Source organism: Bacteroides reticulotermitis JCM 10512 (assembly GCF_000517545.1).
In the GTDB taxonomy this organism is placed as follows: domain Bacteria; phylum Bacteroidota; class Bacteroidia; order Bacteroidales; family Bacteroidaceae; genus Bacteroides; species Bacteroides reticulotermitis.
Genome location: NZ_BAIV01000015.1, coordinates 19,953 through 45,545 on the forward strand (window position 1 = coordinate 19,953; position 25,593 = coordinate 45,545).

At 40.5% G+C, this 25,593-nt stretch carries 22 protein-coding genes, 2 tRNA genes and 3 pseudogenes; 17 read left to right on the forward strand and 10 right to left on the reverse strand.

Annotated elements, in window-relative coordinates:
- The 3 genes from JCM10512_RS10370 to JCM10512_RS10380 are packed head-to-tail and all read left to right on the forward strand — an operon-like array spanning position 1 to position 2,132.
- Positions 1 to 651 carry a lipoprotein signal peptidase gene (locus JCM10512_RS10370; RefSeq protein ID WP_044162948.1) on the forward strand — a complete coding sequence of 217 codons (651 nt, stop codon included), beginning with the start codon at positions 1 to 3 and terminating at the stop codon, positions 649 to 651.
- The gene (locus JCM10512_RS10375) at positions 641 to 1,708 is read left to right on the forward strand and encodes a DUF4296 domain-containing protein (RefSeq protein ID WP_044162822.1); all 1,068 of its coding nucleotides are present in this window, start codon (positions 641 to 643) and stop codon (positions 1,706 to 1,708) included. Before JCM10512_RS10370 ends, JCM10512_RS10375 begins: the two co-directional genes overlap by 11 nt.
- A gap of 10 nt (positions 1,709 to 1,718) precedes the next feature.
- On the forward strand, positions 1,719 to 2,132 hold the full coding sequence (locus JCM10512_RS10380; protein ID WP_044162825.1) for an SdiA-regulated/phytase-like domain-containing protein: 414 nt from the start codon (positions 1,719 to 1,721) through the stop codon (positions 2,130 to 2,132).
- Here the strand turns inward: JCM10512_RS10380 and JCM10512_RS10385 are convergent.
- Positions 2,083 to 2,844, reverse strand: a complete 762-nt coding sequence (locus JCM10512_RS10385) for a TrmH family RNA methyltransferase (RefSeq protein WP_044162827.1) — start codon at positions 2,842 to 2,844, stop codon at positions 2,083 to 2,085. The two genes, JCM10512_RS10380 and JCM10512_RS10385, sit on opposite strands and share 50 nt — an antisense overlap.
- Before the next feature lie 148 nt (positions 2,845 to 2,992).
- On the opposite strand from JCM10512_RS10385, the gene tamL reads away from it, so the two are divergent.
- On the forward strand, positions 2,993 to 5,302 hold the full coding sequence (tamL, locus tag JCM10512_RS10390) for a translocation and assembly module lipoprotein TamL (protein ID WP_044162829.1): 2,310 nt from the start codon (positions 2,993 to 2,995) through the stop codon (positions 5,300 to 5,302).
- On the opposite strand, the gene JCM10512_RS10395 is transcribed toward tamL, so the two are convergent.
- From JCM10512_RS10395 to JCM10512_RS10405, 3 genes are all read right to left on the reverse strand, one after another.
- On the reverse strand, positions 5,256 to 5,708 hold the full coding sequence (locus JCM10512_RS10395) for a hypothetical protein (protein WP_044162831.1): 453 nt from the start codon (positions 5,706 to 5,708) through the stop codon (positions 5,256 to 5,258). The two genes, tamL and JCM10512_RS10395, sit on opposite strands and share 47 nt — an antisense overlap.
- 84 nt (positions 5,709 to 5,792) lie before the next feature.
- Positions 5,793 to 6,344, reverse strand: a complete 552-nt coding sequence (locus tag JCM10512_RS10400) for a DUF3332 domain-containing protein (RefSeq protein WP_044162834.1) — start codon at positions 6,342 to 6,344, stop codon at positions 5,793 to 5,795.
- A 114-nt stretch (positions 6,345 to 6,458) separates the two neighbouring features.
- A complete protein-coding gene (locus JCM10512_RS10405) occupies positions 6,459 to 6,890 on the reverse strand; it encodes a DoxX family protein (protein ID WP_044162836.1) in 432 nt (143 codons plus the stop codon).
- A gap of 181 nt (positions 6,891 to 7,071) precedes the next feature.
- Here JCM10512_RS10405 and JCM10512_RS10410 point away from each other — a divergent pair, with 181 nt between their 5' ends.
- Positions 7,072 to 7,332: a DUF6965 family protein gene (locus JCM10512_RS10410; protein WP_044162838.1), complete on the forward strand. Its 261-nt coding sequence runs from the start codon at positions 7,072 to 7,074 to the stop codon at positions 7,330 to 7,332.
- 80 nt (positions 7,333 to 7,412) lie between these two features.
- Here the strand turns inward: JCM10512_RS10410 and JCM10512_RS10415 are convergent, their stop codons facing one another.
- A complete protein-coding gene (locus JCM10512_RS10415; protein ID WP_044162840.1) occupies positions 7,413 to 7,841 on the reverse strand; it encodes a BT0820 family HAD-type phosphatase in 429 nt (142 codons plus the stop codon).
- Between the two features lie 100 nt (positions 7,842 to 7,941).
- On the opposite strand from JCM10512_RS10415, the gene JCM10512_RS10420 reads away from it, so the two are divergent.
- The 6 genes from JCM10512_RS10420 to JCM10512_RS10445 all read left to right on the forward strand — a co-directional run bounded on the left by JCM10512_RS10420 (position 7,942) and on the right by JCM10512_RS10445 (position 13,334).
- Positions 7,942 to 9,318, forward strand: coding sequence for a peptide MFS transporter (locus JCM10512_RS10420; RefSeq protein WP_044162842.1), 1,377 nt, complete (start codon positions 7,942 to 7,944; stop codon positions 9,316 to 9,318).
- 94 nt (positions 9,319 to 9,412) lie between these two features.
- Positions 9,413 to 10,216, forward strand: coding sequence for an MBL fold metallo-hydrolase (locus tag JCM10512_RS10425; protein WP_044162844.1), 804 nt, complete (start codon positions 9,413 to 9,415; stop codon positions 10,214 to 10,216).
- Between the two features lie 88 nt (positions 10,217 to 10,304).
- Positions 10,305 to 10,377 (forward strand) — tRNA-Lys (locus tag JCM10512_RS10430).
- A gap of 28 nt (positions 10,378 to 10,405) precedes the next feature.
- A tRNA-Lys gene (locus tag JCM10512_RS10435) sits at positions 10,406 to 10,478 on the forward strand.
- Between the two features lie 142 nt (positions 10,479 to 10,620).
- Entirely contained in the window at positions 10,621 to 11,427 is an 807-nt protein-coding gene (locus JCM10512_RS10440; protein ID WP_158332209.1) for a helix-turn-helix domain-containing protein, read from the forward strand.
- A gap of 149 nt (positions 11,428 to 11,576) precedes the next feature.
- On the forward strand, positions 11,577 to 13,334 hold the full coding sequence (locus JCM10512_RS10445) for a CocE/NonD family hydrolase (RefSeq protein WP_044162845.1): 1,758 nt from the start codon (positions 11,577 to 11,579) through the stop codon (positions 13,332 to 13,334).
- A 131-nt stretch (positions 13,335 to 13,465) separates the two neighbouring features.
- Here JCM10512_RS10445 and uxaC read toward each other — a convergent pair whose 3' ends face one another.
- Complete coding sequence (uxaC, locus tag JCM10512_RS10450) at positions 13,466 to 14,872, reverse strand: glucuronate isomerase (protein WP_044162846.1); 1,407 nt, start codon at positions 14,870 to 14,872, stop codon at positions 13,466 to 13,468.
- 198 nt (positions 14,873 to 15,070) lie between these two features.
- Between uxaC and JCM10512_RS10455 the strand changes: the two are divergent.
- Positions 15,071 to 16,139, forward strand: a pseudogene (locus JCM10512_RS10455) (LacI family DNA-binding transcriptional regulator).
- A 27-nt stretch (positions 16,140 to 16,166) separates the two neighbouring features.
- Entirely contained in the window at positions 16,167 to 17,606 is a 1,440-nt protein-coding gene (locus JCM10512_RS10460; RefSeq protein WP_044162847.1) for a tagaturonate reductase, read from the forward strand.
- Positions 17,607 to 17,720: 114 nt separating this feature from the next.
- Here the strand turns inward: JCM10512_RS10460 and JCM10512_RS10465 are convergent, their stop codons facing one another.
- Complete coding sequence (locus tag JCM10512_RS10465) at positions 17,721 to 18,254, reverse strand: FHA domain-containing protein (RefSeq protein ID WP_044162848.1); 534 nt, start codon at positions 18,252 to 18,254, stop codon at positions 17,721 to 17,723.
- A 19-nt stretch (positions 18,255 to 18,273) separates the two neighbouring features.
- Positions 18,274 to 19,328 (reverse strand): annotated as a pseudogene (locus JCM10512_RS10470) (HU domain-containing protein).
- A 92-nt stretch (positions 19,329 to 19,420) separates the two neighbouring features.
- Here JCM10512_RS10470 and rfbC point away from each other — a divergent pair.
- From rfbC to JCM10512_RS10485, 3 genes and pseudogenes are all read left to right on the forward strand, one after another.
- Positions 19,421 to 19,887 (forward strand): annotated as a pseudogene (rfbC, locus tag JCM10512_RS10475) (dTDP-4-dehydrorhamnose 3,5-epimerase); the annotation flags it as partial.
- Positions 19,888 to 19,988: 101 nt separating this feature from the next.
- The gene (locus JCM10512_RS10480; RefSeq protein WP_044162849.1) at positions 19,989 to 21,302 is read left to right on the forward strand and encodes a UDP-glucose dehydrogenase family protein; all 1,314 of its coding nucleotides are present in this window, start codon (positions 19,989 to 19,991) and stop codon (positions 21,300 to 21,302) included.
- A 41-nt stretch (positions 21,303 to 21,343) separates the two neighbouring features.
- Entirely contained in the window at positions 21,344 to 22,141 is a 798-nt protein-coding gene (locus tag JCM10512_RS10485) for a DUF4738 domain-containing protein (RefSeq protein ID WP_044162952.1), read from the forward strand.
- A gap of 7 nt (positions 22,142 to 22,148) precedes the next feature.
- On the opposite strand, the gene JCM10512_RS10490 is transcribed toward JCM10512_RS10485, so the two are convergent.
- Complete coding sequence (locus JCM10512_RS10490) at positions 22,149 to 23,390, reverse strand: DEAD/DEAH box helicase (RefSeq protein WP_044162850.1); 1,242 nt, start codon at positions 23,388 to 23,390, stop codon at positions 22,149 to 22,151.
- A gap of 48 nt (positions 23,391 to 23,438) precedes the next feature.
- Positions 23,439 to 24,662 (reverse strand): phosphoserine phosphatase SerB, encoded by a 1,224-nt coding sequence (gene serB, locus JCM10512_RS10495; protein WP_044162851.1) that lies wholly within the window; start codon positions 24,660 to 24,662, stop codon positions 23,439 to 23,441.
- A 266-nt stretch (positions 24,663 to 24,928) separates the two neighbouring features.
- On the opposite strand from serB, the gene JCM10512_RS10500 reads away from it, so the two are divergent.
- The gene (locus tag JCM10512_RS10500; RefSeq protein WP_044162852.1) at positions 24,929 to 25,432 is read left to right on the forward strand and encodes a redoxin domain-containing protein; all 504 of its coding nucleotides are present in this window, start codon (positions 24,929 to 24,931) and stop codon (positions 25,430 to 25,432) included.
- The last annotated feature ends 161 nt before the right edge of the window (positions 25,433 to 25,593 follow it).

The following is a 25,593-nucleotide window of genomic DNA, read 5'->3' on the forward strand; positions in this document are numbered from 1 at the left end:
ATGAGTAAACTATTTACGAAAGGGAGAATCGCCCTGCTCGTCATCTTTTCTGTGCTTATTATTGACCAGCTTATTAAAGTTTGGATCAAAACCCATATGTATTGGCACGAAAGCATTCATGTAACTGACTGGTTTTATATCTATTTTACCGAGAACAATGGAATGGCTTTTGGTATGGAGATTTTCGGAAAACTGTTTCTGACTACTTTCCGACTCATTGCGGTGTCACTGATTGCGTGGTATCTCTATAAAATTATAAAAAAAGGATTTAAGACCGGCTATATCATTTGTGTTTCGCTGATTCTCACCGGAGCCTTGGGAAATATAATTGATAGCGTGTTCTATGGGGTCTTCTTTAACGAAAGCACTCATTCGCAGATTGCGAGCTTTATGCCTGCCGAGGGAGGATACTCCACTTGGTGTTATGGCAAAGTGGTAGATATGTTCTATTTCCCGATTATTGAAACGAATTGGCCTACTTGGATGCCTTTCGTAGGTGGCGAACATTTCATCTTTTTCAGTCCGATCTTTAATTTCGCCGACGCTGCAATCAGCTGCGGTATTATTGCCTTACTTCTTTTCTATAGCAAGTATCTGAACGAATCTTATCATTCGCTTGACAAAAAAGAAAAAGTAAACAATGAAAAATAATTTTCGATTTCATCTGTGTTGCATAAGCATGCTTGTATTCGTGGCAATCGGTTGTCAGGTGAAAAGACCTAACGATGTGATTCCGGAATCGAAGATGGAGAATCTGCTCTACGATTATCACTTGGCTAAGGCAATGGGTGATAATTTGTCGTATAGCGAGAACTACAAAAAAGCTTTGTATATGGAAGCCGTATTCAATAAATACGGAACAACCGAAGCTGCTTTTGATTCTTCTATGGTATGGTATGCACGTAATACGGAGATTCTATCGAAAATCTATGAAAAGGTAAACAAACGTTTGAAAATCCAACGGGATGAAATCAATCACTTGATCGCCTTACGTGATAAAAAACCGAAGATGAGCGCTCCCGGTGATAGCATTGATGTGTGGGCTTGGCAACGTGTGTTACGCTTAGCGGGCGAAATGGCTGACAAGCAATACGCGTTTGTGCTACCTGCCGATACGAACTTCAAAGACCGTGATACCTTGGTTTGGAAGGTTCGTTATCATTTCTTAAACCCTGTACCGGATTCGTCCAGAACCACGGTGATGGCTATGCAGATTATTTATGAGAAAGATACGATCAACCGTGTTGAGAAGGTAAAGGGATCAGGTACTCGCCAGATTCGCTTGTATGCCGATACATTGGGTATGATGAAAGAGATCAGAGGATTCATCTACTATTCGGCAGGTGAACGAAAAGGTATTATGCTGGCTGACAAACTTGAGTTAACCCGCTATCATTGCAGTGATTCACTCTCTGTATCTGCCAGAGACTCTCTGAATAAGGAGAGGGCTTTGCGTGCTGACTCGCTGAAGAATAAACAAGCCAAGCCGACTTCCGACTCATTGAAGCAAATAGATGATAAAGACCAGGATCACATCCGTTTGACTCCGGAGGAGATGAATCGTCGCCGCAGCGGTGAACGTCCAATGAAGAGACAGGAACAAGTCGAAACGGAAGAGCATATTCTACAGGAGCGTATCGAACAACGTCGTGAACGTCAACTAAACCAACGTAGAAATCAATCGAACCGGCGTCAGAATCCTCGTTGATTTTAAGCTTATGAAGCGTTTTGCTGCTCATTATATTTATTTCGCTCCGTTGGGCTTCTTAAAGCGTAGCGTGGTGGAACTGTCCAACGAGGGGAGTGTGCTGCGTATCTTTCCGCTGACCGATGAGATAGAGTCTGTTGAATGGAGGCCTGGAATAATCTTATTACTAACTTCAGAAGAGGCTGAACAACTCGATAAGAACAAGGGGGTGTCTTTAGCAAACCTCCTGACGCTTTTACCCAAGAAAGGGGACGCTCCTAAAAGTTCTCTTGATGTTTATAAAGATAACCCCGAAGGTTTTTTCATACCTTCGGAACGAGGAGTGGATAACTCGGATGCTCTATTTTACCCTTACCTATTATTTCCTTTCGATTTTACTTGCATGCAGCCTGTCGCCGAAACTCGGCACAGACGATTGCCGTAGCGATTGCTACATTCAGTGACTCGGATGTTTGTCTTTCCTGTGGATAATTGGGAATATAGAGCTTTCGGTTGATAAGACTCTCTACTTCTTTGCCTATCCCGTTTCCTTCATTGCCCATCACAATGAGTCCGTTTCCGGCCAACTGTTGATCGTACATATTGTCACCTTCGAGGAAAGTGCCGAATACCGGCACATCGCCCAGGGAGCGTATGAAGTCGGGTAGGGAGGTGTAGTGCACTTTTACCCGAGCTATTCCTCCCATGGTTGCTTGCACCGTTTTGGGATTATAGACATCTACCGTGTTGGAGGAGCAGATAATATGTTCAATGCCGAACCAGTCGGCCAATCGGATAATGGTTCCCAGGTTTCCCGGATCTTGTACATCGTCCAGAGCCAGACAAAGGTTTGGCCGGATGGAATCAGGATTCAAGTCGTATTGTGGTTGTTCGAAAATGGCAAGTACTTGCTGAGGAGTTTTCAAGAGGCTAGCACGGGAGAGTTCATCGGGAGTCACTTCGGTTATCTCGTCTGCATCAACTTCACGGTGGCTTCTCAACCAGGAAGCAGTAGCCGCCAGCAAGCGGCAACGAAAATGCCCAAGTAATTCTTCTACCAGCTTAGGACCCTCTGCGAGAAAGACTTGTTCTTCTTTACGAACCTTCTTTTGCTCCAACGAGCGGATATATTTGATCTTATTTTTGCTTAATGCCATTATTCCTATTAGCTTTTATTCGGGACAAAGCTATAAAGATATTTCCAAACAACCTTTACTTTCCTCTCTTTTTCTTAATTTATTTTCCGCTTCTAAAAATATGATTTATCTTTGTAATCGCATTTTCCGCGGGCTATTGATAAACTGTATGAGGAAATACTTGTTTTATGTGCTTACTTCTGTTGTAATGCTGTCACTGGCTTCGTGCTCTGCCACTAAGTTTGTGCCGGAGGGAGCTTACCTACTTGATGAAATTAAAATCCGTACGGATAATAAAGATATTAAACCTTCCTCGCTGCGTATGTATGTGCGGCAAAGCCCCAATACCAAATGGTTTAGCCTTATTAAAACTCAGCTTTATATCTATAATCTTTCAGGACGTGACTCTACCAGATGGGGGAATAGATTTCTTCGTAAGATAGGAGATGCTCCGGTGATTTACAATATGGATGAAGCCCGTAAGGCGCAGGAAGAGATGGTGAAGGCGGTTCATAACATGGGGTTTATGGGTGGAAGTGTGCATTGTTCTACCAAAACAAAGAAGAAAAAGCTCAAGCTTTATTATGATGTGACGGCCGGAAAACCTTACATTGTAAATTCGCTGGCATATGATATTCATGATCCTCAAATTGCTACATATCTGCAAAATGATTCGCTCAGAAGTTTGTTGAAAAAGGGAATGTTGTTGGATGTAAATGTACTGGATGCCGAACGGCAACGAATCGCCGATTATTTGCTTCGAAACGGTTACTACAAGTTTAATAAAGATTATATCGGGTATACGGCAGATACGGTAAGCAATACCTATCTGGTCGATCTGACGCTGCACCTCAATCTTCACAAGGCGCATGTTAATGACTCGGCAAAAGTGCATAAGCAATACACTATCAATAAGGTAAGCTTTGTTACGGACTATGATGTGCTGCAATCTTCGGGATTAAGTAGCATCAACATCAATGATTCGGTTCACTATAAAAACTATCCGATTTATTATAGGGATAAACTTTATTTGCGTCCGAAAGTCTTGACAGAAAGCTTGAGTTTTGCTCCCGGTGACTTGTACAATGAACGAAGAGTGCAGCAGACGTATTCTAATTTCGGGCGTTTATCGGCATTGAAATATACGAATATCCGCTTTGTTGAAACGCAAGTGGGAGACAGCACGAAGCTTAACGGATATATTATGCTAACTAAGAGTAAGCATAAGTCGGTTACCTTTGAAGTGGAAGGCACAAACTCTGCAGGCGACTTGGGCGCAGCGGCATCTGTCTCTTTTCAGAATCGGAACTTATTTCGCGGTTCGGAGACGTTTATGATTAAATTTAGAGGAGCTTATGAGGTTATCTCCGGCTTGCAGGCAGGATATTCGAATAACAACTATACGGAATACGGAGTAGAATCGAGTATTAATTTTCCTAACTTCTTATTCCCTTTCCTTTCCTCTGATTATAAACGGAAGATCAGAGCGACAACCGAATTGGGCGTGCAGTATAACTATCAGTTGCGACCGGAGTTTTCACGCACGATGGCTTCGGCGTCTTGGAGCTATAAGTGGACTAGCCGGCAGAAGGTACAGCACCGTATTGATCTTATTGATATCGCTTTCTTGTATTTGCCTTGGAAATCTAAGAGATTTGAAGAGGATTATATCAATAAAGGACAAAACAACATCTTTAGATATAATTACCAGAACCGATTGATTATCCGCATGGGGTATAATTATAACTATAACAGTGCGGGAGGGTCTCTTTTGAATAATACGATTGCTTCTAACTCTTACTCTGTTCGTTTCAATATAGAATCTGCCGGTAATATCATGTATGCCATATCCAAAGCTGCCGGTATCCATCAGAATTCGGACGGTGAATACGCTATTTTAGGTATTCCTTATGCTCAATATCTGAAAGGAGAATTCGACTTTGCTAAGAATATACGAATTGATTACCGGAACTCTTTTGCTTTCCATGCGGGTGTTGGTATTGCAGTACCCTATGCAAACGCTAAAACAATACCGTTTGAGAAACAGTATTTCTCCGGTGGAGCAAATAGTGTACGTGGTTGGGGGGTGCGTGACCTGGGCCCGGGTAATTTTGCCGGTGATGGAAACTTGTTGAATCAGTCGGGTGATATTAAATTTGATGCCAGCATTGAATACCGTAGCCGCTTGTTCTGGAAATTTCAGGGAGCAGCTTTTGTTGATGCGGGAAATATCTGGACCATTCGTAGCTATGCGAATCAACCGGGTGGAGTCTTTAAATTCAATAAATTCTATAAGCAAATAGCTGTTGCATACGGATTGGGCTTGCGGCTCGATCTCGATTTCTTTATTCTACGTTTCGATGGTGGTATGAAGGCTATCAACCCGGTTTATGAAAGCGGGAGGGATCGCTATCCGATAGCCTATCCGAAGTTTAGTCGTGACTTTGCGTTCCATTTTGCTGTTGGATATCCTTTTTAATTAACCACTTACTACCTACTTTGGTCAGCTGTAAAGTATCGACCAACGATTCAGTGATCTCGGCTTTGCTCTTTATTATATCGATGATAAGGGCGTTACTAATTTGGCATATTACTTGAGCTTCTTCTCCATTGCTATCGATACTGCTTTCCAATATAGAAACAGTGGCGGGAGTTTGGGCATGTAATAAATCAAGGTCTTGCTGGCGAACATTGGAGGCCAGAAACTTGAGAAGGTTTGCAGAAGAAGGAGTTGCCAATGCTTCTGCAGCCGGATAGTTTAAGTTGTAAAAATACTCACTGAATTTCGAAGCAGCTTGCTCTACAATAATCTCTTGTTTCTTCTGTTGGCAGGCAAAGCATATAAATAGGGTTATCAGACAAAGTGTCCCATGTTTGATTCTCATATGAAATTTAATATATAAAAAAGAAGATGATACTACAACTGCGTACCACCTTCCTGTAATTGATTTATCTTAATTCAACCTCTCTTAGCGAGCGGCGTACATCAAATTAGTCTGGGTAGCCTGACGAGCAGCCAGCATACCTTGAGCATCTAATGTTACATTCATTCTTTCACCGTTCGGTAAAAACAGGTCGGCAGTGCCGTTGTTATTCATTTTAATCAACTCAGCGCTTTCACCGTTAGAAACGACGTTCCATGTGTTGGCATCTTTGTCATAAATAAGATCCATCGAAACTGTTTCTCCCTCTTTGGTAATCGAATAACCGTTTTCAAGAGTCTTTACCAGGTAATTACCGTTTTCACCCTTTACTTTTTTTACATCGCCTATGTTGGCCATCGGATTGGAGCCACTCCAGAATTCAATGGAGTTGATAACCAAAGCATCTGCTAAATAAGCTACTCCATAGACTGGTACGATATTGAATGCCAGAAAAACTAATTCATTCACAAATTTGGTTCCAATAGTTTGATTCCAAGAGGATAAACGATTGAATAAGCCAAATGAACCTACACATGAGCTGAATAAAAAGCTACCACTGAGCACTATTGCAACTAACGTTAGTTTATTCTTCTTCATACTTGATTGTTTTTTAATTGTTTGAAATTTATTATTAATAAGTTCTCTTAATAGCTTGCAAATATAATGTCTTTTAAATGGATGACGTAACTATTTTTGTGTTTTATTCTATTTTTACTTTCTTTGCTCTAGTTTACTCCCGATGAAATTATCCACAGAGAATTTGCCAGGGCCTGCGATATACATTAGCACAAATACGGCTAAGTAAACGAAAGCTAGCTCTTTAACAGCAAATGCATCATTGGCATGTATCACAAAAAATGCAATAACCATTGTAAAGATCATAGGAATCATAGCCAAACGATATAAGAGACCGATAATAAATCCCATCGAACAGACAAGTTCTCCAAATATAGCTAGCCCTAAAGATATTGAACTTCCTATGCCTAGCGGATCCGGGAACATGGTTGACAACTCTTGAAAATTACTCCATTTTTGAATACCATGATTCATGAGTAACACTCCGAATATAACTCGTAAGGCCAATAAGAATGCGGATGCACCTGTATGGCTGAACTTTGTGGGAAATAGAAATCGGTAAATCATAAGCTTTTTGTTTTTAATTCGCAATGCTTATATAACATTCATTTGCAAGAAATTGTTTAATTATGTGTTTGTTTTAAAAATATTATTCGGAATCTAAACAAAGAGACTCTGAATAAAATTTCATGTAATTGCTTCTCAATGGTTTTTGTTATTATCTTTGCAATACAATAAAAGAAAAAGTATGGAATTGCATTCTTATGATGAAGAGTCCGTAAAAGGACTACTGGATTGGGCGCAGGATTTGTTGGATAGCCAGAAATATCCAACGGGTAAGTTTACGATGAATAAGTGTACAGTCATACTCGATTGCAAGCATTTTCTGGTATCTATGATTGCCATGATTACTCGTAACTGGGAAAATCCGACGTTTCATCCCACTATTGAGGAGTTGTGGGAGTTCAGAAAGCAATATGAAAGTATTGGGACGAATCCAGAAGAATAGGCTCGACTCCATCTGAAACAGCAAGAGGTGCTTATACAAGTATAGCACCTCTTGAATATTTTATTCTGAATGTTTCAGCTTTATCTGGAAAATGAGAACCAGCCTTTCTTCTTTTTCTTGCTCGGTACGTCTTCATCTTCTCGCTGGCTGTATATCTCTCCAAATGTTTTCTTCTCTTTTACCATTTGATAAATGAGTCCCCAATCCGGGAGGCCTCCAATATTGCGGTCATCGATAAATAAGTCTGCTTTGAGTTTACGGGAAAATCCCTGATGGCTTCTATGCTCTTCCGGATAGTCTTTATTAACAGCGTAAAATTCCAAACCTCTGGACTTGCACCAATCAACAGCTTCTTGCAGCAATTCATCTTCACGAACACTCCATAAGATCAATCGATGCTTATCTTGTTGTAACAATTTTAGAGTTTCTACAGCAAATGGTACTTCTTCACCAATCCGCGGATAGCGGTGTTCCACTATCGTTCCATCAAAGTCTACAGCTATAACCATAATGTCTTTTTATAAACGTAATTTGGGGCAAAGATACGAACAGTACGGCAAAAAAACATATCTTTGCGGCGAATTAATACTTTAATAAAGAATAAAATCCATGAACAATTCTCCTCTGCGTACTTCCAAAGGCTTTTCCAGAGCGTTTTGGGTAAGTAACACCGTCGAACTGTTTGAGCGTATGGCATACTATGCTGTTTTTATCGTTCTTACTATCTATCTGTCTAGTATTTTAGGTTTTAATGACTTTGAAGCAAGTATGATTTCCGGACTCTTTTCCGGAGGGTTGTATCTATTACCCATCTTTTCTGGTGCTTATGCCGACAAAATAGGTTTCCGTAAATCGATGATTGTTGCTTTCTCTCTCTTATCTATTGGCTATTTGGGATTGGGTGTTTTGCCGACTCTGCTCGAAACAACAGGTCTGGTAAGTTATGGAGTAACTACACAGTTTAGTGGGCTTCCTACTAGTTCTACGCGATGGATTATCGTACCGATTTTATTGATTCTCATGACGGGAGGTTCATTCATCAAGTCTATTATTTCTGCATCCGTGGCCAAAGAAACGACTGAAGCAACGCGTGCACGCGGGTACTCTATTTTCTATATGATGGTAAATATTGGTGCCTTTACCGGAAAAACGATAATCGATCCTTTGAGGAATGTAATCGGTGAAAAGGCGTATATTTATATCAATTACTTCTCAGCCTCGATGACTATTATCGCTCTTTTGGCAGTAATTCTATTATATAAATCGACTCACACTACCGGTGAGGGAAAAAGTATGCGTGAAATAGGGCAGGGGTTCATGCGCATTGTATGCAATTGGCGTCTGTTGGTTCTAATTCTCATTGTAACCGGTTTTTGGATGGTTCAACAGCAGTTGTATGCTACCATGCCTAAGTATGTGATTCGTATGGCTGGCGAAACGGCTAAGCCCGGATGGATAGCTAATGTCAATCCCTTTGTAGTGGTTTGTTGTGTTAGCTTCATTACACGCCTAATGGCTAAACGTAGTGCAATTACCTCTATGAACATAGGAATGTTTTTGATTCCGCTCTCTGCATTGCTTATGGCGTGTGGTAATCTTCTCGGCAATGATATAATATCCGGTATGAGTAATATCACCTTAATGATGGTGGCTGGTATTGTAGTGCAAGCATTGGCCGAATGTTTTATTTCTCCACGCTATTTGGAGTATTTTTCATTACAAGCTCCTAAGGGGGAAGAAGGTATGTATTTAGGATTTAGCCATTTGCATTCTTTCTTGTCATCTATTCTGGGATTTGGACTCGCGGGTGTTTTGCTAACTAAGTACTGTCCGGATCCGGTGTTGTTTGAAACACGTGCTGCTTGGGAGTTGGCTAGTGCAAATGCTCACTATATATGGTACTATTTTGCAGGTATCGGTTTGATTGCCGCAATTGCTCTACTATTATTTGCAAAATTCACGACTTCTATGGACAAAAAGAAGTAATCTACTAGATTATTATCTTCTTTTTTACGTATATTTGCCGTCACTTTGCCGTAAAAGTTGACGGCATTTTGTGTTTTTAAAACGAAGACTAAAAATGAAAATAAAATTTATAAGCTTGGCTAGTGGCAGTAGTGGTAACTGTTATTATCTGGGTACCGAAACTTATGGTCTGTTGATAGATGCGGGAATTGGCATTCGCACGATTAGAAAGGCTTTGCGGGATATCAATATTTCATTGGATAGCATACGGGCCGTATTCGTAACTCACGACCATGCCGATCACATTAAAGCGGTGGGACATCTGGGAGAAAAGATGAATATTCCGGTTTATACAACTGCCCGCATTCACGAAGGGATTAATCGCAGCTATTGCATGACAGAGAAGTTGAGTTCATCTGTTCGTTATCTTGAGAAGGAAGAACCTATGATGCTGGAGGATTTTCGCATTGAGTCATTTGAAGTTCCGCATGATGGCACAGATAATGTAGGATATTGTGTGGAGATTGATGGCAAGGTATTTTCTTTTCTGACCGACTTAGGGGAGATTACGCCTACGGCTGCCCGATATATTCGAAAGGCCAATTATTTGATTCTGGAGGCTAACTATGATGAAGAGATGCTTAAGATGGGCTCTTATCCTAAATATCTAAAGGAGCGTATCTCGAGTAGTATTGGTCACATGAGTAATTCGGATACAGCCGATTTCTTGGCTGACAACATAACCGAGCATCTGCATTATATTTGGTTATGCCATTTGAGTAAGGATAATAATCATCCGGAGCTTGCTTATAAAACAGTGGAGTGGAAATTGAGGAGTAAAGGAGTTCTCGTAGGTAAAGATGTGCAACTACTTGCTTTAAAGCGAAATACACCTTCTGAACTTTATGTGTTTGAATAACGATAAAAATATATAGCAAAAAAGCTGTTGTTTTGTTTGGCTAAATAAAATAAAACACATACTTTTGCAACCGCAAATAAGGAAATACGCACTCTTAGCTCAGTTGGTAGAGCAACTGACTCTTAATCAGTGGGTCCAGGGTTCGAATCCCTGAGGGTGTACTTCTGGTTTGCAAAATTAATACATGTTGCACTCTTAGCTCAGTTGGTAGAGCAACTGACTCTTAATCAGTGGGTCCAGGGTTCGAATCCCTGAGGGTGTACAAAGAAAATAAAGTGTTTACAGCAATGTAGATGCTTTTTTTTATTGTTTGTTTTTTGTACTTTTACACACCTATGGAAGTACCTGTTGAATACCCTGATCTTACACTAATAAATGCTATCTTAAACCTGAGAGGTTTTAAAGTGAGCCGAAATAGAGTGCCTCAAAGCGGGCCAACCGCATTTGGACGTCGGCACTATTATTTAATTGTACTCAGTATTGGTGAAAGTAGGGTACATTATGATGACCGTACTATCCACCTCGACGGTGTATACCTGCTGCTGCTCAATTCCAAAGTGCCATACTCCACGGAGATTGTATCTGAAAAGCAGTCTGGATATAGTTGTGTCTTTACAGAAAGTTTTGTCCTCCCCATTATGCGTTTGGAAAGCCTTCAGCAGTCGCCTTTGTTTAACGTGGGAGCAATGCCAGCTTTCAAACTTGATGCGCAGCAGCAATCCAGGATTACGAATATTTTTGATACAATGATTGAGCATGAGGCGACGGACTATCTGTATAAAGACGACTTAATGCGTAATTACATCCAATTAATCGTTCATGAAGCGTTGCAAATGCGTCCGACCGATCATTTCATGCAATACAACAATGCTTCACTCCGAATAACTACTCATTTTATGGAAATGCTTGAGAGGCAATTCCCACTAGAAAATCTGAATGAAGCTTTACTGCTGAAAAATGCACAAGATTACGCAACCCACCTTTCTATTCATGTAAACACGCTGAATCGTGCTGTAAAGGAAATAACAGGGAAATCGACTACGGCTCATATAACTGAGCGCATTATTGCCGAAGCTAAATCTCTGCTTCAATACACGGATTGGAGTGTGTCTGATATAGCTTACGCTTTGGGATTTGAGTATCCGAATTACTTCAGCAGCTTCTTTAAAAAGGCAACTGGTAATACACCTAAGTTCTATCGGACTCGTTAGGTTTGAAATTTATACTTCTTGGTTTGAATACTTTAGCCTTTCAGGTTAAAGTCGCCATATCTTTGTCTTATTGATTAATCGATGTTTATTCGCTTTTGCTAGCAAACAAAAATGATAGAGAAAAATCACAATAAGTAAAGATATAGATTATGGAAAAATTGAAAAAGATGCAGGTTTTTGAACCTTCTTACGCTTACGTTGACAATGGCATTGAGCACGGACTTTTAAGTAAATTCGAACCGGGAACTAACGTGTTACCGGTAGGTTATCAGGTTGACCCTAAATTTCGTGCGTTGCCCGTCGATATTGTATTTGAAAAGGATGTTGCAGTCACTATGCGTGACGGTGTGACGATCTACACTGATGTATTTCGTCCTACGGGTACAGAGAAAGTTCCTGTTATTATTGCATGGAGCCCTTATGGTAAGAGTGGAGGAACCGCTCCTCGAACAACCAATCTCTTTAATATGCTTGGTATGGATAATAGCATGCTTTCCGGATTGGCGAAATTTGAAGGGCCTGATCCCGCATATTGGTGTGCGCAAGGTTATGCTATTTGCAACCCTGATGCACGGGGTGTAGCCCATTCCGAAGGTAATATAGCAATGATTGGGACTCAGGAAGGGCGCGATTGTTATGACCTGATTGAATGGCTCGCTGTACAGGATTGGTGCAATGGTAAAGTTGGTATGAGCGGCACATCTTATCTGGCGTTTTCGCAATGGTTTATTGCCGCCGAACAACCTCCGCATTTGGCAGCTATCAATCCGAACGAGGGTTTGAGCGATGCTTATCGAGACCTTTCTTTACGTGGTGGTATGCCAGATCTTTTCTTCGCAAAACGTTTGCAGGTGAATCATGTCAATGCGAAACAGGTTCTACGGGAAGACGTTTATGAAGAAGCTCGTCGCTATCCGATGGCTGACAATCCGGTCTGGCAAGATAAAATAGCGCAATTCGACAAGATTACTGTACCGGCATATGTAGTTGCCAGCTATTCTAATACGTTACATACGCAGGGTACGTTCCGTGCTTGGCGGAAAATGGCTTCGGAAGATAAGTGGCTGCGCATACATAATTCCCAGGAATGGCCCGATTATTATGATAATGCTAATACCGAAGATCGTCGTCTTTTCTTCGATCATTATTTAAAGGGAGAGGAGAATGGTTGGGAGAAGACACCTCGTGTACGTTATTCTGTGCTCGATATGGAAGGAGGTGATCTTCTTAATCAACCGGCTGCTACGTTTCCACCGGAAGATGTTGTCTATGAAAAATATTATCTAGATGGTAGAACACGCTCTTTGACTACAGAAGCCGTCACATTTGAAGCGAAAACCATCTATGATACCAAAACAGACCCGGGAATGGCCTCTTTTATCGTTCGTTTCGATAAAGAAACTGTTATGGTAGGTTATCCTAAAGTACATCTTTGGGTAGAAGCTGATGGTGCAGATGACATGGATCTGTTTATTCTTATACAGAAGCTGGATGTACATGGCAATCATTTACAACAATTTATTATACCCAATCAAGGTGCTATGATTCAGGATCTTACAGAACGAGGCGGGTCTGTGCTGAGATATAAGGGCTCTAACGGACGGCTACGTGTTTCTGCCCGTCATTTGGATAAGGAGCTTTCAACTGATATTATCCCGGCACATAGTTTTGATCGGGTAGAAAAACTGCAATTGGGTGAAGTCGTGGAAATAGAAATCGATCTCTTTCCAATCGGTATGGCTTTTTACCCCGGCGAACAGTTACGCTTGGTTATAAGCTCTAAGAACGATCTGGGGGCTATCATGCCGGGGACACCGGCGTATATTCCGGAAAATAAGGGGAAGCATATTATTCACACTGGCGGATTACGTCCTTCCTATCTTCAACTTCCTATCAAACCGGTTTAATCGCTTTTCTGCATAGTTAAGTTTATCCATAGGGTGCATCCCTCTATTTTAAGCTCTTGGATTTATAACAAAAAAAGGAAGGAAACGTACTATGTTTCCTTCCTTTTTTAATATCGGGATTCAGCTATATATTAGAACTTAAAGAAATTCTTAGCATTATTGTAGCTGATATCTTCAATCATTTGATTTACGCGCTCTATTTCAGAAGCTGGGATTTCTCCGTTTTCTACATCACGGCCAACAAGGTTACACAATGTACGGCGGAAGTATTCATGACGAGGATAGGAGAGGAATGAACGTGAATCTGTCAACATACCTACGAAGCGGCTCAATAGGCCAAGTACAGACAGTGCATTCATTTGTTTTTCCATACCATCTTTCTGATCGAGGAACCACCAGCCTGAACCGAATTGGATCTTGCCTGGAGTTGAGCCATCTTGGAAGTTACCCAACATCGTAGCGATAACTTCATTGGCACAAGGATTCAGATTATATAAAATGGTTTTAGTTAACTTACCGGAGGTATTTAAACGATCCAGGAATTTAGCCATAGCTTTTGCTGTTGTAAACTCACCGATTGAATCGAAGCCTGTGTCAGCTCCTAGCAGTTTGAACATTTTGCTATTGTTGTTACGAATAGCTCCGTAGTGGAATTGTTGAGTCCATCCTTTTTCCCAATCCATTTCTCCGAATACAACAAGCATGGCTGATTTGAATTTCAGAACTTCTTCTTTAGTCAACTCCTTGCCACCATATACTTTATTGAAGATAGCTTTTATTTCAGCATCTGTATAGTCTTCTGCATAGAACTCTTCAATACCGTGATCGGACAAACGACAACCTTGTTCTGCGAAGAAGTCGTGACGTTTGCGCAATGCTGCAATCATATCCTCAAAAGTAGATATGGTAACACCGCTTACCGAAGACAACTTCTCAACATAAGCGCGGAAATCAGCAGAAACCTCTACTGCCATCGCTTTGTCCGGACGCCAGGTTGGAAGCATCTTGATCTCAAATCCGCTTTCACGAGTTTTGATATGATATTCCAGAGAATCGATCGGATCGTCTGTTGTACATACTACCTCTACATGGTAACGACGCATCATGCCTCGAGCGGAATATTCAGCTTGTGCAAGTTTCTCGTTACACTCGTCATAGATTTCCCGTGCTGTTTTCGGATTCAATATCTTATCAATTCCAAAAGCTGTTTTTAACTCTAAATGAGTCCAATGGTATAAGGGGTTGCGGAAAGTGTATGGCACTGTTTCGGCCCACTTTTCAAACTTCTCCCAATCTGTTGTATCAGTTCCTGTGCAGAAGCGTTCGTCGACTCCGTTCGTACGCATAGCCCGCCATTTGTAATGATCGCCTCCCAGCCAAATTTCTGTGAGGGATTTAAACTTGTAGTCATCGGCTACCATTTGCGGAATTAAATGACAGTGATAGTCAATAATTGGCATCTTGGCCGCATGCTCATGATATAGCTTCTGCGCGGTTTCTGTTTGCAACAGAAAGTTTTCATCCATGAAGTTTTTCATTATTTCTGTGTTTTAAGTATATAGAAATATTACTTTCTATATTAATGTTATATATGGTTGATTCTAAATATAGTAGGTGTAAAATAACTTTTAGTTTTATTAACCGTTATCGAACACAAAAGTAGAAAAATTACTTGGAGTAACAAAAGAATTCGTATATTTGCAGCGATTAATTTATAATATTTAAGTATTGCCACTATGGAGGATCAGAACTATACTATCAAAGACATTGCTCGTATGGCCGGAGTGTCTGCCGGCACTGTCGATAGGGTCCTGCACAACCGTGGTGATGTCTCTTTAAAAAGTAAAGAGAAGGTGCAAAAAGTGTTGGATGAAATACATTATCAGCCCAATGTTTTTGCCATAGGATTAGCGGCAAAGAAAAAGTATTCTTTCGTTTGCTTATTACCCTACTATGTTGAGTATGATTATTGGCATTCCGTGGTTGTGGGAATTGAACGTGCGCGTCAGGAATTACGACCATTTAATGTGAATGTAGAATACTCTTTTTATAGTCACGGAGATAGAGATAGTTACCAAAAAGCTTGTCAAAGTATTGAAGAAAGCAATGTGGATGCAGTTTTAATTGCGCCGAACTTTAAAGATGAGACTTTGAAACTGATCGCTCATCTTAAGAAACACAATGTGACCTATGCTTTTGTAGACTTTAATATTGAAGATACAGGAGGCACTGGCTTATATCGGACAAGATTCATATCGTAGCGGTTATATAGCAGCTAAGTTACTCATGCAGAACTATTCGGCAGATGAAGCTGAAGAATTGGTTGTGTTCCTGAGTAATAGTAAAGATAATCCCGCGGAAATACAGATGAATCGCCGCTTGGATGGATTTATGAAATACATTGCGGAGAACAACGAGGGGTTGACTGTTCATGAAGTTGTGCTGAATAAGGAGAATCAGGCCAGTAATCGATTGACACTGGATAATTTCTTTCGCAATCATCATAGAGCAGTACTTGGTGTTGTATTTAACTCACACGTCTATCAGTTAGGTGACTATTTGCGTCATGCCGGCATTGCGATGAAAGGTTTGATCGGATATGACCTTCTGAAAGCTAACGTCGAACTACTGAAGACCGAGCATGTACATTATCTGATCGGGCAACGTCCGGAATTGCAGGGGTATTGTGGTGTTACAGTGTTGTGTGATCACGTCGTTTTTAAAAAGCCGGTAGACGCTGTAAAGTACATGCCGATTGATGTATTAATTAAAGAGAATATAGATTTTTATTTTGAATTTGTATAATACCAATTTTATAATTTTACAACTAACATGAAAGCATTAAACAAAGAAAATGCTCCCAAGACTCAACGCCCGGAGCGCATTATCCAATTTGGTGAAGGAAACTTTTTACGCGCATTTGTCGATTGGATTATTCACAACATGAACCAAAAAACTGATTTTAACAGCAACGTAGTAGTGGTTCAACCTATTGATAAAGGAATGGTAGACATGCTGAATGCACAAGACGATCTATTCCATGTAAATCTTCAAGGATTGGATAAAGGTGAAGTTGTGAATAGTCTGACTATGATTGACGTGATCAGTCGTGCTTTAAACCCATATACTCAAAACGATGAGTTCATGAAGTTGGCCGAACAACCGGAGATGCGTTTTGTTATTTCGAACACAACCGAAGCAGGTATTGCTTTTGATCCGTCATGTAAATTAGATGATGCACCGGCTTCTTCTTACCCGGGCAAACTGACTCAGCTATTGTATCATCGTTTTAAAACATTCAATGGAGACAAAACAAAGGGTTTGATTATATTCCCTTGTGAACTGATCTTCCTGAATGGTCATAAATTGAAAGAAACGATCTATCAATACATCGATCTTTGGAATTTAGGTAATGAGTTTAAAACATGGTTTGAAGAAGCTTGTGGCGTTTATGCTACTTTGGTAGACCGTATTGTACCGGGATTCCCTCGCAAAGATATTGATGCGATTAAAGAGAAGTTGCAGTATGATGACAACTTGGTAGTACAGGCTGAAATCTTCCACTTGTGGGTTATTGAAGCTCCTCAGGAAATTGCCAAAGAATTCCCGGCAGATAAAGCTGGCTTGAATGTATTGTTTGTACCGTCAGAAGCTCCTTATCATGAACGCAAGGTTACTTTGCTGAATGGTCCTCACACGGTACTTTCTCCGGTAGCTTATTTAGCTGGTTTGAACATTGTTCGGGAAGCTTGTCAACATGAAGTGATTGGCAAATACATTCACAAGGTGATGTTTGACGAATTGATGGAGACTTTGAATCTGCCGAAAGATGAATTAACTAAGTTTGCTCAGGATGTACTCGAACGCTTCAACAATCCGTTTGTAGATCATGCTGTAACAAGCATTATGCTAAACTCTTTCCCGAAATTCGAAACTCGTGATCTTCCTGGTTTGAAAACTTACTTGGAACGTAAAGGTGAGCTTCCTAAAGGCTTAGTGCTAGGTTTGGCTGCTATCATTACTTACTACAAGGGTGGTGTGCGTGCTGATGGTGCTGAGATCGTTCCGAATGACTCCGCTGAGATTATGAACCTGTTGAAAGAACTGTGGGCAACTGGTGATACAGCCAAAGTAACTGAAGGTGTATTAGCTGCTGACTTTATTTGGGGTGAAGATTTAAATCAGATACCTGGATTGGCTAAAGCAGTGAAAGCGAACTTGGATTCAATTCAAGAAAAGGGTATGATGGAAACCGTAAAAGGTATTCTATAAGATACGATATTTACTGTATTAAAAAAGCCGCGCCCTGTAATTAGGAGGCGGCTTTTTCTATTTATCAAATTACACTGCTATAGATTACCATCTGATAGCTGGTATATAAATGTTTTATTGCTCGTCGGCTGTATGTAAGATAAGGGTGGTGGCGCCAATCGTGATAATAGCTCCATCTTCAACGAGCATCTGATCTTTGACTCCTAGGACATGATTCATTAAGAAGGTTCCTGTAAGGCTAGGAGCATCCCGCAGCGTATAAATAACTTGCTGTTCCTTATCACGCTTTACATTGATTATACAATGGCGACGATCCATACTCATGTCGCCACTCTCAATAGGCAAATTTATGTTTGTTCCTACACAACGGCGTCCAATAACATTGTCGCCTTCTTGCAAGGGGAGTATTTGCTTAAATCCGAATACGTTTTCAACCACAGTAAGATAGCCATATTCTTCTTTATGGTTTTCTGCTGCTTCTTCTAGATTTTCATCTTTGCGAACTGCTTTTACTTTGCTTTTACCCAGCCGAATGCTGAACTGTTTGCTGCAATGTTCACAGATAAAAACCAGTGATTGACCTTCGCTGTATTTGGTTTCATCGAAAAGAAGATAATTCTCACATTTTGGACAAAGAACTCGTTTCATGCTTTTTTTTCAGACGTTTTTATTTTGCTAAAAGCCATACATCTTGGTAGGCTTCATTTTTTCTCAATTCCAGCATGCGTTTAGTTGCTTCTTCGCGATTGCTAAATGACAGTATGCTGACACGTATCTTCCCATCGGTATTCAATACCTGCGCATCCGTAAATCCTTTCTCTTTCATTTGCGATGCCACAGATTCAGCTACTTTCTTCGAGATGCCTCCGGCTATGATAATATGAAAAGGATGGTTATTTGCAGTAGGAGTATTCACGGCAGGAGTAGTAGCAACCGGAGCCTCAATAGGTTTGGATACCTTAATTTCTCTAACGGCTATTGGGCGTGAAGTCTGTGCCGCAGGAATTTGCTTTGTTGGTTTATTGTTTGTTTTAACAGCTTGCTGTGTTTTAGTCGGAATCACAGACATAGCTACAGATTGCTTTCCTAGCTGATCAAACCATTCAGAAGGAAGCAGTTGAGCGTAATTCGCATGTCCTGTATACGTATTCTCTATGGGAGTGGAGAAGGAGAAAAATAACACGATAGCGGCTATCATTGCTACGGCATTCCGGAGAAACGCGCGGTTAATGCGGATATCGTATGTTTTCTTTTCTTCTGTGAACACAGTAGGAACTAAAACTTTTTCTCTACGAAGTAAAGTCGAAAGTTCCTTCATCTCAAAAGAGTCCAAACCGTAGAAGTAAGGAGATGTGATTTTAAATTCGCAAGGCTGAATTCATAAACTCCATGGATGTTGTATCGTACTTCGCCTATGTTCTCCAAAGAGATTTTTCCTTCTTCATGAAGTTGGGCGATCAGTTCGTTCACTTGGTTCTCAATTAAACGAGTTGCATCCGAGAAATTAGTATCATGCACGGTCATATAAGATTGTACCAATACGCCATCGTTCAGTTTAAGCTGAGGGTTAAAGCCGATGGTGCGCATGGGTGGTAGAAAAAGATTTTCTTCCTCTACCCGTGTGGCAGGAGAATAATGCGCTACAAATCCACCGAAGTTAGGAATGATTACGCAATCATTTTCCAATAATAATGCTTCTATATGCTGTGCTAATTCAATCATGTGTGCAAAATTAGCAGATTAATTGAATATATCCCAAGAAACTTAGAAAAAAGCACTACTTTTGCAACGTTTTATTTTATCATTAACAGAAGATGAACTATATACAGACTGAAATAGAAGGAGTTTGGCTAATTGAACCGAAAGTGTTCCTTGATGAACGCGGATATTTTATGGAATCTTTCAAAAAAGAGGAGTTTGAAGCCAACATTGGTCCTGTAAATTTCGTACAGGATAATGAGTCGAAATCAGCTTTTGGAGTACTTCGCGGCTTACATTATCAGCAAGGAGAACACAGTCAGGCAAAGTTAGTCCGTGTTATCCAAGGAGAAGTTTTGGATGTAGCTGTTGACCTTCGTCAATCTTCGCCAACATTTGGCAAATATGTGAGTGTTTTATTGAGCGAGGCGAATAAAAGACAGTTTTTTATTCCCCGTGGCTTTGCTCATGCTTTGCCGTCTTAAGTGAGGAAGCTATTTTTACTTATAAAGTAGATAATGTATATGCGCCTCAGGCAGAAGCTTCTATATTGTATTGTGATCGCACCTTAGGTATTGAATGGCCTCTAGCTGAGTCACAAATGCTTTTGTCTGCTAAGGACAAGCAGGGGAGTACTTTTGAGAATGCTGTATATTTTAAGTGAAATTCTAGTAAATTATTGATATGAAGATTGCAATTGTAGGAACGGGTTATGTAGGTCTTGTAACGGGAACTTGCTTCGCGGAGATCGGTGTAAGCGTGACGTGTGTGGATACAAATAGCGAAAAAATAGAATCACTGAAAAAAGGAGTAATTCCAATTTATGAGAATGGATTGGAAGAGATGGTTCTTCGTAATACCAAGGCGAAGCGGTTGAAGTTTACTACTTCACTCGAAAGCTGTTTGGATGAGGTTGAAGTGATCTTTAGTGCGGTAGGAACACCTCCTGATGAAGACGGTAGCGCTGACTTGAGTTATGTACTTGCAGTAGCACGTACGATTGGCCGTCACATGAATCAATATAAATTAATTGTTACGAAAAGTACAGTTCCTGTAGGAACAGCCCGCAAGGTTCGTGCTGTGATTCAAGAGGAACTGGATAAGCGTGGTGTACAAATTAAATTCGATGTAGCTTCTAATCCCGAATTCTTGAAAGAGGGTAATGCTATCAGCGATTTTATGAGTCCCGACCGTGTGGTGGTGGGTGTCGAGTCTGAGCGTGCCGAAAAGCTGATGACTAAGCTTTATAAACCGTTTTTGCTGAATAACTTCCGAGTTATCTTTATGGATATACCTTCAGCGGAAATGACTAAGTATGCGGCCAACTCCATGTTGGCTACACGCATTAGTTTTATGAACGATATTGCGAATCTTTGCGAAATAGTGGGTGCAGATGTGAATATGGTGCGTAGTGGCATTGGATCTGATACTCGTATAGGACGTAAATTTCTTTATCCGGGCATCGGATATGGTGGTTCTTGTTTTCCCAAAGACGTTAAGGCGCTAATCAAAACAGCCGAGCAGAATGGCTATGAAATGCGTGTTCTTAAGGCAGTGGAAGAAGTTAATGAGTTGCAGAAAAGTGCTTTGTTTGAAAAACTTCAAAAGCAATTTCAAGGAGATTTAAAAGGTAAGACTATTACTTTGTGGGGACTTTCTTTTAAGCCTGAAACAGATGATATGCGTGAAGCACCCGCTTTGGTTCTGATTGATAAACTACTAAATGCCGGCTGTCAGGTACGTGTTTATGATCCTGCGGCAATGAGTGAATGCAAACGTCGAATAGGAGATGTCGTTTATTATGCAACCGATATGTATGATGCAGTATTGGATGCAGATACGTTAATGTTGATAACCGAATGGAAAGAATTCCGGTTGCCTTCATGGGCCGTCATTAAGAAAGCGATGGCGAAGCGTATTGTTTTGGATGGACGCAATATCTACGAAAAGAAAGAGATGGAAGAGTTGGGATTTGTATACTCTTGCATTGGCAAATAACCATATAGAAGGAGTACTTTTATATATTTAATTTTAGAATGATGATAAAGTATGTAGCGATATCGTTTATGGCGGTCTTGCTCTTTGCGTGCAATAATACCAAAAGCCAACATCCGGCTCAATCGAGCGAGGATTTAAAGGCGAAAGAACTTTTGCAGGGTATTTGGGTGGATGATGAAACCGAAAGTCCCCTAATGCGCGTCAAGGGTGATACTATTTATTATGCAGAACCCCAAAGCGTTCCCATGGCTTTTAAAGTCATACGTGACACGCTTTACACCTATGGCAACGATACAGTCTATTACAAGATAGATAAGCAAGGAGAGCACATCTTCTGGTTTCATGCTTTTGAAGATAATTTAATCAAATTGCATAAGTCTGAAGACTTAAATGACTCGGTGGCTTTTACAGGCAAAACTCTTCACGTAATTCCAGCCTATACTGAAGTTACTAAGCGTGATAGCATCGTTACTTATAATGGTGTGCGTTATCGCGCTTATGTATATATCAATCCAACGAAAATGAAAGTAGTGAAAACAACGTATTCGGAGGATGGAATAAGCTTGGAGAATGTATACTACGATAACGTAATGCATATCTGCGTGTACGAAGGAAAAAAGAGTCTGTTTGGTAGTGATATAGCCAAACAGATGTTTAGCGAAGTAGTACCGGCTGATTTTTTAGAACAGACTATTCTTTCTGACGTGAAGTTTATTAAAGTATCCCGGAATGGTTTTCTGTATCAGGCGATATTATCCATTCCGGAGAGTTCGGTCTACAGTATAGCTAACCTAACTGTTGGATTTGATGGTAAACTTGTCATTAGTCCGGTGAAATAAAGACGAATTATCTTTTTGGAGAAGGATGGTTATTGCCTTTATTATTCCGCTTGTGGAATTTATTTCCTCTGTATTTTCCTGCTCCTCTTCCCAATTTACTGTTATACTCAGGAGCACTGCCTAGTGCTTCTGGAATTGGAATTTTATAAATTTCTTTTTCCAGAAATGACTCAATACTCTTGAAGCTACCTTGTTCTTTCTCGCTGACAAACGTAATAGCGACCCCATCACTGTTAGCACGTGCTGTACGGCCAATGCGGTGCACATAATCTTCGCTGTCGTGGGGAACATCAAAGTTGATAACTAATCGGATGTCATCAATGTCTATACCACGTGCTACAATGTCTGTAGCTACCAGGATATTGATTCGGCCGGATTTAAACTCATACATAGCCTCTTCGCGCTGTGCTTGTTCCAGGTCGGAATGCATTTCACCTACATTCAGCTTCATTAGTTTCAGCGCTTTAGCGACCTCTTTTACTTTAATTTTGGAAGAAGCAAAAATTATAACCCGTTCAGGTACATTGTCCTCAAACAAGGCACGTATGATTCCTAATTTTTGATTTTCGTAGCACACATAAGCTGCTTGTATTATCTTCTCAGCAGGCTTTGATACCGATAGTTTGATTTCAGATGGATCACGTAAGATTGTATTCGCCAATTGTTGTATTTTGGCAGGCATAGTGGCGGAAAACATAATAGTTTGCCGTTCTTTAGGCAAATACTTCGCAATCTGCATAATGTCTTCATAGAATCCCATATCAAGCATACGGTCTGCTTCATCTAAGATGAAGTAAGAGACTTTAGACAAGTTTACATAGCCAAGGTTAATGTGAGCGATCAATCGGCCCGGTGTCGCTATTACAACATCAGCCCCTAAGGTGAGTCCTCTTTTCTGTTGTTCAAAAAGAGATCCGTCATTTCCTCCGTACACTGCAACGCTAGAGACAGGCATGAAATAGGAGAATCCTTCCATTTGTTGGTCGATCTGCTGTGCTAACTCGCGGGTAGGGGACATGATAATGCAATTGATCGCATCTTCAGGATGCCCACCTTCGGATAGTTTGTCAAGCACCGGCAGCAGAAATGCCGCTGTTTTACCAGTTCCGGTTTGCGCAACCGCTATTAAGTCTTTACCTTCAAGGATAATTGGAATAGCTTGTTCTTGTATAGGCGTACATTCATCAAATCGCATCGCATCCAGTGCCTCAAGCACATTTGCGTTTAATTGTAGTTCGGAAAACTTCATCGTTACTTTTTATTATTTGGCAAAGGTAAACTATTTTTTTAATCAAAATTACATATTCAAGTAAGAATCTTTGAAACCCAGGAAGTAAAGGACACCATCCAGCCCAATTGTGTTGATTGACTGTTTGGCATTCGCTATTACTTTGGGTTTTGCATGGAACGCTATACCTAATCCGGCAATGCCTAACATAGGTAGATCATTGGCTCCATCTCCGACAGCGATTGTCTGTGCGATGTCTACCTTTTCTACTTGGGCTATGAGGCGAAGTAACTCGGCTTTTCGTTTGCCATCTACTACGTCACCTAGGTAGCGACCTGTCAGTTTCCCATCAATAATTTCTAATTCATTGGCGTATACGTAGTCAATGCCATATTTATTTTGTAGATATTGTCCAAAGTAGGTGAAGCCTCCCGATAGGATTGCTATCTTGTATCCATATTTTTTCAATACATACATCAATCGATCGACTCCTTCAGTGATCGGAAGGTTTTCAGCTATTTCCTGCATAACAGATGCATCCAGTCCTTTCAATAAGGAAACTCGCTGACGAAAGCTTTCGGTAAAATCAATCTCACCTCGCATGGCCCGTTCAGTAATGGCCTTTACTTGGTCACCAACGCCGAAACGCATAGCCAACTCATCAATGACTTCTGTTTCAATAAGCGTTGAATCCATGTCAAAGCAAATAAGCCGCCGCATGCGCCGATACATATTATCTTGCTGGAAAGAGAAGTCCACATCCAGTTCGTTAGCTAATTTCATAAGCTTCTCTTGCATGGCTATTCGGTCTTTGGGGGTACCGCGGACCGAGAACTCAATACAAGCACGTGTACGTGCCTCACACTCGTCAAGTGGAATGCGCCCTGTCAGACGTTTGATAGCATCAATATTTAGGCCTTGATCGGCAAGTACGCGGGTTGCAGCAGATATTTGTCGGGCAGAGAGCTTGCGTCCCAATACGGTCAATATATACCGATTCTTTCCTTGCATGTTGACCCAATTCTCATATTCTTCAGTAGTAATAGGTTCGAATCGGATTGTGACTCCAAGCGAAGAAGCTTTGAATAATAATTCTTTCATGATAAATCCGGAGTATCTTTCTTCGCTTCGACACAATATTCCTAAAGAAAGCGTGTTGTGTATATCTGCTTGCCCGATATCGAGGATCGTGGCATCGTATTTAGCCAAGATCTCTGTGGCGGAAGAAGTCAATCCCGGACGATCTTCGCCGGTAATTCTGATTAGGATTAATTCGGTATTTGATGATTGCATAAAAAATATACTTTAATCTTGCAAAAGTAGGGAAAAAAGTGCACTCCTATGCTAAATAACATAAAAACTTACGCCCGAAAAAAAAGAAAAGTCTTTATTTATTTGGAAGTTAATTTAATAAAGACTTACCTTTGCAGCCAGTTTCAAAACTAAAGGCTTTGATAATCAGCGAATTCCTCTTCGTTTGATGCCTGAGAAGACAACGTTTCGGGAAGAAACTACTGTTGAAAGACAGTCCCGGATAGTATTAATCAAAACCGACTTACATGAAATATGTAAAATGGATTTTTGTTGTATTACTAATTAGTTCCTTAACCGCTTTCGTTGAGAAAGACAAACCTACCGGAGGTTTGAGTGAGGGTGACATAGCACCTGATTTTCGAATCAAATCTATGCAAGAAAAGCAACCGAATTTTGATCTGGCCCAATTTAAAGGCCGGTATGTGTTGCTAAGTTTTTGGGCAAGTTACGATGCACAGTCTCGAATGCAGAATGTGAGTTTAAGTAATGCACTTCGTACTTCCCGCAATGTTGAAATGGTTTCTGTCTCATTTGATGAATATCAATCAGTATTTGAAGAAACTATTCGTAAGGACCAAATAGTTACACCCACTTGTTTTGTAGAAACAGAAGGTGAGAACTCCAGAGTATTTAAGAAATACCGTTTGAATCAGGGGTTCACAAACTATTTATTGGATGGAAATGGTGTGATTATAGCCAAAAACATCTCTGCTGCTAATCTTTCTGCTTATATAAAGGAGGTCGGTTGATCTTTTTTGGGAGTAAGGAGAAAGTGAAATTTTCCGGACTTAAATACGGAGAATAGACAAAAGAGGAAAGAATACAACAAAAAAGTCGGCCTGCAATATCAATTGCATGGCCGACTTTCTATTTTATTACTAAACGCTTAGACTGTTGAATCCCGTCTAGC